This is a genomic window from Maribacter arcticus, from assembly GCF_900167935.1.
In the GTDB taxonomy this organism is placed as follows: domain Bacteria; phylum Bacteroidota; class Bacteroidia; order Flavobacteriales; family Flavobacteriaceae; genus Maribacter; species Maribacter arcticus.
Window position 1 is genome coordinate 230,725 of record NZ_FUYL01000005.1, and the last position, 11,980, is coordinate 242,704.

Here is an 11,980-nt window from a genome sequence, read left to right on the forward strand (position 1 = left end):
TTTAATTTTTAATTTTTACTTTTTGACCATCTTTTACACTACGAGCACCTTCTTTTATAATAAGGTTCCCATCTTCTAGGCCAGTTAGTACTTCTATTTTTGCTCCTTGTGTTTTACCAGTTGAAATGATGGTCCTTTTTACCACTGCTTCATTGTCTGCATTTGGTTCCATGGCAACGAATACATATTGGTCGCCTTCCGCATTTTCAGATATAATACTGGTTGGTATTAATATGGCATTTTCATTGGTATAATCATTTAAATTAACCTTTGCCGTAAGGTTAGGCTTAATCTTACCTTCTTTATTTGGAACTGGAATTTCAACTTCAAAAGACCTGTTCGATGGATTTATAAAATTACCTGTTTCTCTAATCTTTGTGGTAATACTATCGTCCAATACAGGAAAATACACTAAAGCTTCTTTACCCTTTACAACACTACCTAAATAAGTTTCTGGCACTTCTACTTCAATAAACATATCAGATAGGTTTACAAGACGAAACACTTCTGAACCTTGACCTGGTGCTACTACGGTACCTTGATCTTTTATAACATTATCTATGATACCTGAAAAAGGAGCTCTTATACTAGATTTTCCTAATTGACTTTGCGCCTGGGAAACCATATTTTCTGATGATTCGTAGTTAGTTTTTGCTTGTAAATATTGAATTTCTGAACCTATATTCTGTTTCCACAAACGTTCTTGGCGTTCAAACGTAGTTTTCGCAAGTGTAGCTTGAGATTTTAATTGACTTAGTTGACTAGACATGCCCCCATCATCTATGGTAGCCAATAATTGTCCTTTAGATACTCTATCGCCTTTTTTTACATATACTTTTTGAAGTGTACCTGCCATTTCTGGGTAAATCAATACATTTTGTTTTGTGCTAACATCACCTTGTAATTCTAGATAATGATTAAAAACTTCTTTCTTAGCAGTCAATGTATTTACTAGTGGTAATTTTTCTTCACTGCCTAAAATTGCTATAGCCGAATCTAATGATTTAAGTTGCGCTTCAATTTGATTTTGTTGAAGAGTGATTTCGGTCTTCTTAGCTCTTATTTCTTCTAGGTTGCGTTTTTCAATAATTCCACTTACCGATTGGTCTCCACCGCCACAAGAAAATAGGCTGATGGTTACAATTAATAATACTATTACTTTCTTCATGATTATATTTTTAATGATTGATTATTTAGGCTTTTGTATTTAAAATGATTTCTAATTCGGTCTTTTTATTAATTACCTCTACCATAGATTGTAGAAATTCTTGCTGTGTTGTGTATAGTTGTGTTTGGGCTTGTCTCAGTTCAAAACTTGTTGCCAGACCCTCTTTATATTTTATCTGATTTTTATTTTCGATACGTTCAGAAAGGGTGAGATTTTGTTTTGCAGTCTCGTAATTGGCAATAGCAAGGGTGTAATTATTTTTTGCATTCTCTAACTGCAATCTAATTTGCTGTTCTGCTTCTGTTAATTGAGACTTAGCTTTTTCTAAGGCAATTTTAGCACGTTGTGTACTGGCACTTCTTTTAAGTGAACTGAAAATAGGAATACTTAGGTCAAAACCCATTACCGATGAATCGAACCATTGCTGTTCTCCATTCAAAAAACTAAAATTATCTGAAAAAGCACTGCTTCCATAATTAACAAAAGCATTCAATGTAGGTAGTGCACGGCTTTTGGCTAATTTCCATTCATAATACCGCTGTTGGTTAAGATTCTCCGCAAGTTTAAAATCAACATTTTCGTTTAGATTAAAGTCGTAATTAAGAATTCCCAAATCAATTTTTGCAACCGTTAAGTCTTCAAGGTTTTCTTTAAGTTTTGTAGGGGCTGTTAAATCTAGGCCCATACTAAGGTTTAACATTTGAAGGGTGATTTCTTGTAATCTTATTGCGTTCTGTAATTGGTTTTCGATGGATGAAAGTGTAATCTGAAGCTGATCTACACTCTCTTGTTCTCCGAGCCCGTTTTCGTAAAGTTTTGAAGTTTCGTAAAGGTTTTTCTCAAGAGTAACTTTATTTTTCTCAAGAATTTGAACACTTTCTTTGGCTAGTAATACATTTCCGTAAGCTTCTACAACTTGTTTTCTAACTTCTAAGGTTGTTTTTTCTTTATTATTTGCGCTATAACTTAAAAATGCTTTCGTTGCTTGTACGCCTACAATATATGAGCCATCAAAAATTTGTTGACGTAATGTAGCGGTTGCAGTTGCGGTTTGTGGTTGGCCAAAAACTACTTCAGCGAAAGTGCCTGGTTCGCCTCCAAATATTTCCGCAGGAATAACACTTACTGGTTGCTTTAATTGATTTTGATAACTAATGTCTCCATTTATTTGTGGTAGACCGCCAGCAATGGTTTCCCATTTTTGTTTTTGGGCATCAATAATATCCCTATCTGCATTAATGGCTGCATAATTGTTTTCTAATGCAAATTGTATAGCTTCTTCTAATGTGAAACTATAGGTCTGTTCTTGTGTGTAACTAAAACTTAAGCTAAGTAGCGTTAATAGTAGTGTTAATTGATTTCGCATTTATAATTGATTTGAATTGATGATTAGGTTTAATATTTTTTTCCCTTTAGGAGTAACAATTCCCCTTAAGTGATATTCTAAAAATGAGTCCATTAATTTTGAAACCGGAAATAGGGGTAAAGGAAATATGTTTTGGTCTTTAATGCTGTTCATACCTGTAAAGTATATTCTCGCAATAAACTCGGGATCTATATTACCCCTAAATAATTCTTGTTCTAAACCGCGTTCTACATTCGATAATACACATTTATGCATTTTTTCGAACTGCATTAGTTTTAGACTTTTATGAATTTTAGGATAATATTTCATCAATTGAAATTGCGGAGAGCTTTTCTCGTCGTTCAGGTGAGACATTACATATTTTTTAATTTCGTAAAGCTCTTCAATAGCATTTTTATCCATTGCTATAATTAAATCAATACCATCGCTTAAATGGCAAAATTTATTCATCACACAATCTTCTACTAAGCTCGTTTTATTGCTGTATTCACTATAAATAGTTTTTTTAGAAATGCCAATTTCATTGGCAATATCATCCATTGTAATGCTCTTAAAGCCGCGCTCTAAAAATAAATCTGATGCGGCGTCGCGAATTTTTTCTTTCATAACGGGTGCAAATATAGGACAGGAAACTTTAAAAACTAAAAAAGTTTCCAAAGTTTTACAATTATTTAATATTCCCCCATAATTATCACAAATTGTCGATAGAATGATTTCGGTCTACATAATTCTTGTATGCTTTATTGCCTTCCTTTTCCCTATATTCATCGTAATACTTCAATTGTGAAAAATCTTTTCTAATTGAGCTACATGGGTTGACATTGAATCGCTTTTTAGTTTTTTTATGTGTGTTGTGGCTATTTCCCCCACCAAATCTAAATATGATTTTAGATTTAATATAGCGCCTAAGCGAGCTATATTCTTCTTCAAAAGAAACTGTTCAGGTTAGTATTATTTTCTTGATTGGATGCCATTCAAGGGTTTTTCAATTGGTCTTCAGTTATAAAGACGCAAACTTTGAAGGCTTATGCATTTTTGGGGAAAGATTTTGCTTTTTTTTGAAATAAAGCACCTTTATTTTTTTACTAGCATGCTTTTGCGATATAAAAAATAAGCTATTATAAGTAATACTATGACACTTAAATAGTACCAAAAATAAGATTGGTATTTTGCTGGGATATTTGATTCTACTATATCTAATTGTTGATTTACATCTACTTGGGTTACTATTTGTTGTTTACCACCTGTCCAATCTACAATTACAGAATCGACCACTGAACTGGCGCCCAAACCAAAATGTGCTATCACTGAATTTTGAGAAAGATGGCTTGATCCGCCGCCATCTATTTCACGAATTATTTTTTTACCATTTGCAATAATGGATACTCTTGAACCAATACCATTAGCTTCTGCATCTATACCTTTAAGTGCCACTTTCAGCCAATTGCCTTTGGCTATGTCGTTTCGAAAGAGCTTCGTTGTAGACGGAATAGGATAATTTAATATGGGTTTTTGATTTACTACCAACAAATCCATATCCCCATCATTGTCCATATCAAAAATCACAGAACCTCTACCGATACCATAATCATTGATGGCTAATTCTCTTCCTTTCTCAGTAAAGGTATTTGCATTATTCTCGAAATAGAAATTACCCATTGGTGTACAATTCGGGTTTAGATCTCCATTTGAAACAAATAAATCTAAATCTTCATCGTGGTCAAAATCCGCGAAATTAGCACCCCAACTTATAGCTAAATTGTACGTACCTAGTTCTTTTGCTTTGTCAATAAAGGGCAAATCGTTACCCTGGTTCTCCATTAGCATATTGAACTTAATGTTGGTAATATAATAATCCATCCAACCGTCGTTATTATAATCACCGACTGCTGCGCCCATGGCATTAATTTTAAGGTCCATGCCTGTTTCTTTGCTAACATCTTCGAAATGCTCACTAGGATATTCATTTCTGTAAAGAAAATTTGGCACTGCTTTATATCCAAAATCTTGATTCACCAATAAATCTTGGTCTTTGTCATTGTCGAAATCTGTAAATACACCACCGAAACCAAAACCTTTATGGCCTAAACCATAATCTTCATAAACGTTTTCAAATTTTTCGCCATCGTTGTTTTGTAATAAATAGCTTTTAGCTGTTTGGTTAGCGCTCACTATGGTTGCATCTTTAATAACTCCTAGCTTACCAGTGAATTCTTGAAAATAATTACCAACGAATAGGTCAGGGTATCCATCTGCATTAAAATCTCCAAAACTAGGTCCGGTGCTAAAGGAGTTTAAATCTTCTAAGCCATATGCATCGGTAACATCTTTAAAAGTAGAGTCACCTTGATTTAAGAATAATAAGTTTTTTGCCCTTGGAATAACGTTTTTGCCATCTGTGGTAGTAATTGTTGTAATGAATAAATCTCTAAACCCATTTTTATCAACGTCAGCACTAACCACACCTTGGGTTACGTAGTCATTTGTCACCTCCAATCCAGAGCCTTTAAATATATCTTTAAAAGTTCCATTTCCATTATTTAGATATAGCCTATCCGATTTTATTCCGCCGGTTATGTAAAGGTCTTCGAAACCATCATTATTTACATCAAACACCGTAACGCCTCCGCCAAAAGTACCTTCATAAACTTGGTATTCATGGTCAATACCTGAAGGTTCTGTAATGTCGGTAAATGTTTGTTGTGCTAAGCCTTTCAATCCTAAAGAAAGAAAGAAGAGATTAAGGAGTATCGTTTTTATGATTAAGTTATTTTTCATCTGTTTTTTTCCACTCTAAGTCATATACATTTTTTGCTATTTCTATCCCTTTTTCAAGTCCTACTTCATTATCTAACTGTGTGTGAATACCACCATAAAATCTAGAATCTGCAGTTTCTTGGGCAGCTTCCCAAAAAGTATCAAAGGATCTAATAACAAAATCGGTCTCTTTGAGTTCATCTCGCTCCCTACCTTCATGAGCTTTGTCGGTAAATGTGAATTTTTTTCCGAAATTATGTTCTAAAATAGTGGCCGCAGCTGCAGCTTGAATTGCATGCCCTGAAGGAAAAGATGGAAAAGGTGGGTCTGGCCAAAATGATTCCCATTCTTCATCAATATATTTAGGTATAAAGGTATTTGGCCGTTCTGTAAAGAACTGATATTTCCATTTCCAACAATTGATAAAGGCATCTGCTACGGCCATGCCTACTTGAGCAAACACTTGTGCACATTCTATCATTGTAGAATCATGACCATCTAGCGCTAAAGTTGCAAAGTAATAGGAATGCCCTGGTGGTGTAAAACTCACATCGGGGTCATCGCCCCACCAAATGGCAGCTTCTTTTTCAAGCTGGGTCAATTCTAAATCCTTATGGTAAACATTTTCAAATTGTTTATAGTAAGGTGAACCCGGAGTAGTGTCGTACGGAATTATTTGTGGGTCAGATATTGTCTCATTAATTGATGCGAAAGTCCTATTTTCACCCCAATGTGGGTGTAATGGGTGATGGCTAAAAGATTGTGCGAATAATGGTGGTTTCCAAGATCCCGGTCTATCTGGATGTACCATGGTTTTGTCAAAATTATGAAGATACCCTCTATGACCACCATCGGTTTTTGACCACTCAAAGATTGTATTAGCCACTGATTTTCCAAATGCGACAGAACGTAAAACTGTTTCGTTATCAATACCTTGTTGAAATTGATTAAAAACAACTTGTTCAAGCGAATCAATTTTTAGAATATTTTCTTCGGATGTTTGAACGTATATTTTCTTTAAAATTTCTGATTGCCCTGCATTTAAGGAAAGTGCCCAGTTATATTCTTTTGTAGGGTCAATATCAGGAAGTGATACAAGACCTTTTAGTTGCCCATTCATTGAGTTGTATTCTTCAAAACCAGGAACAATCGATTCATACATTGTAAGCCCTATATAGCCAAATGCTCTTGAGGCAAAAGTAGGGGAGTTAGAAGGTGTGTATCGGGTAATGTACAAAGTCATATTCGCCCATTCCATAGCTACATCTTTATCGTTGAGTTTAGCTTGTTCTGTTGTAGAACATGCCATCAATATTATGAGCAGAAGAAATAGGGGCAATCTGTGTATTATTTTCTTTTTTGAAACAGTCATTGTATAAATAAAGCTATTTTAACAGTTTGTAAGTCTCGGTAGACAACCCATAACTGGTAAATATTAATTCGTCATTTATTAGTAATGCATGGGTGTTACTTCCTTTTATAGAAAGACCTGAATTACTTTGGGTAACATAGTTAAAATTCCCTTTACCATCACCGAAAAGGACAGTGCCGTAGTTAGCGTCAAATTTTCCTATTCTTAATTTATAATAGTCGTTGTTGCCTAGAAATAAAATATCAATATTGCCGTCTTTATTAAAGTCAGTAGTTAATATTTCTGAAATTGGTGAAAATTGAGCTTGCAGGGGTAATGTTGCCATTTCGTACTTTTCTTCAACTGTGCTCAGTAATACGGTAGTCTCTTGATGCGTACTCGATAGTTTTTTGGCATTTTGTAATTCGGCTTCATTAAAGAAGTCGGACATACCCGCGTCTGAATATTTCTCATAGCTTGTAAAGCGCTGGCGTAAACCAGATAACTGACCTAAAAGCTCATCTCTTGTTAAGTATGGGTAGCTTTTACCGTCAACATAAAAATTTAATATTGGGTCTATAGAGCCATTATTATCGAAATCTGAATAGTATAATTCTGCAGGGGTCTGAACGCTTAATTTAAATTGGGTATTAGTACCGATATTTCCAGCAATTATATCTGGCTTTCCATCTTTATTTAAATCCGTTAGTTTAAGGCTGGTCCATAGTCCAGATAAGGGTTCTTCGAAAAATCTATTGGTTTCATTTAACAATTTTCCATTCTTGTTTATATATATTGAGATGGGAGCCCACTCTCCTAATAGGACAAGGTCTTCTATCATGTCGCCATCCATATCCGCCCAAGCTGCGTCTGTAATCATACCAGGGTTTTCTAGAGCTGGTTGAATGTCTTTTGTTTGATCTGTATAGTTACCCTTGCCATCGTTAATTAAAATAAAGCTCCTAGGTATTTCTGGATATCTACCCGGAACAACATAGCCACCTATAAAAATATCGATGAATGAATCGTTATTGATGTCAGATACGGAAACTGTTCCTGTACTTACTTTCATAATCGGTAAAGCCGATTCAGTTTTTATAAAATCACCTTTTCCATTACCTCGATAAAGTCGGTCTTGTAATTTGGGATCAGTTTCAGCGAAATCGTGGTACCCCCCACTTGCAATATAGACATCTAAATTACCGTCTGCATTTGCATCGAACACGGCAATATCAGTATCAAAACTATTCTTGTCTAGCTCAAAATCTGGAACATCTTTTTGAATAAATTTCTTTGATTTAGTTTGGAGAAACAAACTAGCGGCTTGCCCTGCACCACCACCTACTATAATATCTTCAAGACCATCATTGTTTAGGTCTGCCTTTGTCATTGGCGGACCATCATGAGATAGTTGCTTTAATAAAAGCGATTGTCTTTTAAAATCATTAATCGTAGATGATTTATGCTTAAAGTTGATTAGAGATTCTGTTTTTGAAAATAGTAAGTCAGGGTTAACAACCTCTGTTTTTAATTGACTAGCAGTACTTTCGTCTAGAACCAACAATTTATTTGCTGAAATGTCTTTTACCGTTTCTTTTTTACCTGAATTCCATTCTACCCATAATGAATCAATTTTGGCATTCTCTCCAAAACCAAAATGTAATATGGTTGATACGGTTGACAAATAACCTTGAGTTGGCATCTGCTCTACAACCTGTAGGTGTCCGTTTGAGAATGCACTAATTTTTGTTCCAATACCATTGGTATTTTTGTTTTCTCCTTTAAGTTCAATATTTAAAAATGTATTATTCTTTTTAAAACTATCATTTCGGTAAATAAAAGCGGGTTTGTTTATGTTATTGACCACTAAGTCTAAATCGCCATCATTATCTAAATCGGTATATATAGCCCCATTGCTGTTTGCTGGTTGGTCTATACCAGCATATTTAGTGTTGTCTGTGAAATTGATTCCATCGGTATTGGTGTAATAGAAATTTGTCAAGTCTGACGCAGGCATTTTTTTAATAAGTTCTAAAACATCTTGACGTTGTAACCTTCCTTTCGATTGCACAAAATCTTCCATGTAATTGATGAAGTCTAGATTTGTATAATCCCTGTAATATCCATTGGTGATAAATAAATCTTTAAAACCGTCGTTGTCAAAATCTGCGAATAGGGGAGCCCAACTCCAATCTGTATTTGAAATGCCAGAAAGCTGACCAATTTCACTGAAAGTGTTGTCACCATTATTTAATTGTAGCATGTTTCGCATATACTGATGATGAAAACCACTTCTAATATTTAAATTGAATTTCTCATAGTTGTCGGGAGACAGTAATAATTTTTGACGTTTATTATTTTTAGGTAGCATGTCTAAAGTGAAGATATCTTGCCAACCATCATTATTTATATCTGCGACATTATTACCCATTGAGAAATGGCTCGTATGTCCCATTTGCGAACCTAATTGGTCTGTAAATGTGCCATTTTTATTGTTGATATATAAATAATCAGGAACCGTATAATCATTTGAAATATAGAAATCTTGCCAGCCATCATTGTTAATGTCACTTATAGCGATACCTAGACCATAAGTTAGGGCAGAACCACTAATACCCGATTTTTCAGTAACATCAAAAAATTTGTTTTCTCTTTGCTCAAAAAGGCGTGTGCCTTGCAGGGGGTCATCTTTTTTTAAAAATTCTTTGGTGCTTACTTCATTAAGAACTGGTAGTGATTTAGGGTTATGGTTCAATAGAAGCATATCTAAGTCACCATCTTTGTCATAATCAAAGAAATAACCTTGATTGCTATAAGCCGCACTCGCTAACCCGTATTCTTCAGCTTGTTCTTTAAAAATAGGAATATTATTATCGTCGTTTCCTTGATTAATAAAAAGTTGATTTTTTCTTTTAACATCTGGTAAGGCTCCTGAATAACATAAATACAAATCTAATTTTCCGTCGCCATTTACATCTGCAGAAGTTATACCAGTTTTCCATGGACCAGGTCTTCCTTCAACTTTCGAAAGAGCAGTAACATCTTTGAATTTAAACCCGCCTTCATTTAAATAAAATTTATTCTCCCCCATATTGGAAGAAAAATATAAGTCTTGTAGTCCGTCATTATTAAAATCACCTGTAGCCACACCGCCACCATTGTACAGGTATTCATAAACTAATACATTGGCATTTAAACCCTCCTTTAAGGTATTTTGAAATGAAATATTTGTTTCTCTTTCAGGTAAAAGAGTAAAAAGCGATGCTTTTTCATCGGTTTCTATTTTAGAAGTATTATCGTCTTTTTTAATCTCATTTGTACAACTTTGAAGTAGTAGAAATAAAATAAAAACTAAGGAAACTAGATTTTTTACCATTTGCTTAAAAGTAAAAAATCTATCCCAAAAAGGGATAGATTTTTTCATTAACTCAATTTAAAACTAACTCAACAATAAATTTATTTAATAACCAGGATTCTGAACTAATAATTCATTACGGTTAATTTCATCTCTACTTATCGGCATGTAGTACATTTTGTCATCCCAAGTTCTTGTTTCGTTATCATTATTGTCTACAACGGTATAGGTATAATCATATACTGTTTGGTCGTATTGATAAGGAGTTCTTGGAGTAGCACCTGCTTTTAGGGTAGCAGTAACTTTCATTACTTTAATGCCACGACCTAAAGTTTGGTCAGCTATCATCCATCTTCTTGCGTCATGATATCTATGCTCTTCATATGCCAATTCAACTCTTCTTTCGTTTATGTAGGCTTCCAATAAGTCTGTTCCGGATGAAGTAATTGCAGGCATACCTGCTCTAAAACGAATTTTGTTCAACCAATTTCTAGCTTCACCTTCATCTCCAGTAGCGATTGAAGCTTCAACATAATTAAGAAGTACTTCGGTATATCTGATAAATGGCCAAGGAACTACTTGTGCACTAGACTGGTTGTCTACTACAGCAGGATCTGCATCAATAAACTTTCGAACATAATAACCTGTTCTACTACCGTTCCAGTTCTCTATAGGAGAGTCTCTCATATCAACTCCATTTATTATTCCTCCAGAACCATCGGCATAGGTGCCGGTTTGAATCTCATCATTAGGGTCTATTGCAGCAACATCTGATGGTCTTGGTTTCCATCCAGAACCGTCATAAAGAATAGTTGCAGAAAGCCTTGGGTCTCTATTGTCATAAGGAGCAGCTGCATGCTCAGGATTGCTCCAGTCAAAATCAGAACCATCCATCATTTGATAATCATCAACCAATTGTTGTATAGGTGTGTTACCTGCCCAGTTATGATAACCATTAGGACCATTATTTATACCTTGGTGAATACCACCTAAAGGCCAATTACTTTCTACTGTAAATAATGGTGTATGTGTACGTTCAAATAATAATTCTGCTCTTGCTGCCGGATCACCTATAGCGCTTCCACCACCCATAGCAATCGAAACATAAGTTTCTTTAGCATCTTCCGCTGTTGCAGGTGCGGTTAAACCCAATTTGTAACCTGTTGTTTCATCTAAAACAGCCTTAGCTGCTGCTTTAGCCGTATTCCAACGTGCAGCTCTATCACCAGTAGTATACGCTACTAAATCAAGGTTAGAATAACTTCCTAATACTGAAGATTTAGCACTTGCTGTTGGGCCGTCACGTAAGTCACTTGCTGCATAAATCAATACTCTTGATTTAAGACCCATAGCACTTAACTTAGATGCTCTACCAGCGGTAATGTCCTTGCCATCTAGTAACGATATTGCTTGGTCTAAATCAGAAACAATGAAATCAACATTTTCAGCAAAGGTACCTCTGCCTACTGAATAGTCTTCATCCAAACCATAAGGTGTTTCAATTAGTGGTGCGCCTCCATAGTAGCGCATTAATTGATGGTAATAATAAGCCCTTAAAAAATGGGCTTCACCAAGTAAGCGATCTTTTAGACTTTGATCATCAAAAGTAGCGTTTGGTAATTCTTGTATGGCAATATTTGCCTTACGAACCGCCAAATATAATTCGTTCCATTGTGGAATAATGTTTACGTTCCCAGTTCCTGAGGGAGAAAGAGATCCTTCGTTAATTACATTGATGCCTCTTCCAGAGTGCGTAAACATTGCCTCATCCGTTAAAGATGCCAATCCTTCTTCTTCAAACCCACCATAGCCAAGGGATGAATATACATTAAATACAAATGCTTGCGACAATGCACCATCTGCCCAAGTAGCATCTGCTGATATAGAATCTAAGGGTTGTGTCTCTAAAAAGTCTTCATTACACGATATTGGTATTAAGGCTACCGTTAATAGGCCTAAGAGCACTAATTTTCTTTTTTTCAT

General features: G+C 35.0%; 7 protein-coding genes. All 7 read right to left on the bottom strand.

Annotated features, from left to right (window positions below):
* Position 1: 1 nt before the first annotated feature.
* The 7 genes from B5X55_RS09850 to B5X55_RS09880 all read right to left on the bottom strand — a co-directional run bounded on the left by B5X55_RS09850 (position 2) and on the right by B5X55_RS09880 (position 11,980).
* Entirely contained in the window at positions 2 to 1,168 is a 1,167-nt protein-coding gene (locus B5X55_RS09850; RefSeq protein WP_079512455.1) for an efflux RND transporter periplasmic adaptor subunit, read from the bottom strand.
* Positions 1,169 to 1,193: 25 nt separating this feature from the next.
* Complete coding sequence (locus B5X55_RS09855; RefSeq protein WP_079512456.1) at positions 1,194 to 2,534, bottom strand: TolC family protein; 1,341 nt, start codon at positions 2,532 to 2,534, stop codon at positions 1,194 to 1,196.
* Positions 2,535 to 3,140, bottom strand: a complete 606-nt coding sequence (locus B5X55_RS09860; RefSeq protein WP_079512457.1) for a TetR/AcrR family transcriptional regulator — start codon at positions 3,138 to 3,140, stop codon at positions 2,535 to 2,537. It abuts the gene before it with no gap.
* Positions 3,141 to 3,608: 468 nt separating this feature from the next.
* The gene (locus B5X55_RS09865; RefSeq protein WP_079512458.1) at positions 3,609 to 5,312 is read right to left on the bottom strand and encodes a CRTAC1 family protein; all 1,704 of its coding nucleotides are present in this window, start codon (positions 5,310 to 5,312) and stop codon (positions 3,609 to 3,611) included.
* The gene (locus B5X55_RS09870) at positions 5,302 to 6,600 is read right to left on the bottom strand and encodes a phosphatase PAP2 family protein (protein ID WP_234999706.1); all 1,299 of its coding nucleotides are present in this window, start codon (positions 6,598 to 6,600) and stop codon (positions 5,302 to 5,304) included. The genes B5X55_RS09865 and B5X55_RS09870 overlap by 11 nt, the downstream gene beginning before the upstream one ends.
* 76 nt (positions 6,601 to 6,676) lie before the next feature.
* The gene (locus B5X55_RS09875; protein ID WP_234999707.1) at positions 6,677 to 10,066 is read right to left on the bottom strand and encodes a VCBS repeat-containing protein; all 3,390 of its coding nucleotides are present in this window, start codon (positions 10,064 to 10,066) and stop codon (positions 6,677 to 6,679) included.
* Between the two features lie 36 nt (positions 10,067 to 10,102).
* On the bottom strand, positions 10,103 to 11,980 hold the full coding sequence (locus B5X55_RS09880; protein WP_079512460.1) for a RagB/SusD family nutrient uptake outer membrane protein: 1,878 nt from the start codon (positions 11,978 to 11,980) through the stop codon (positions 10,103 to 10,105).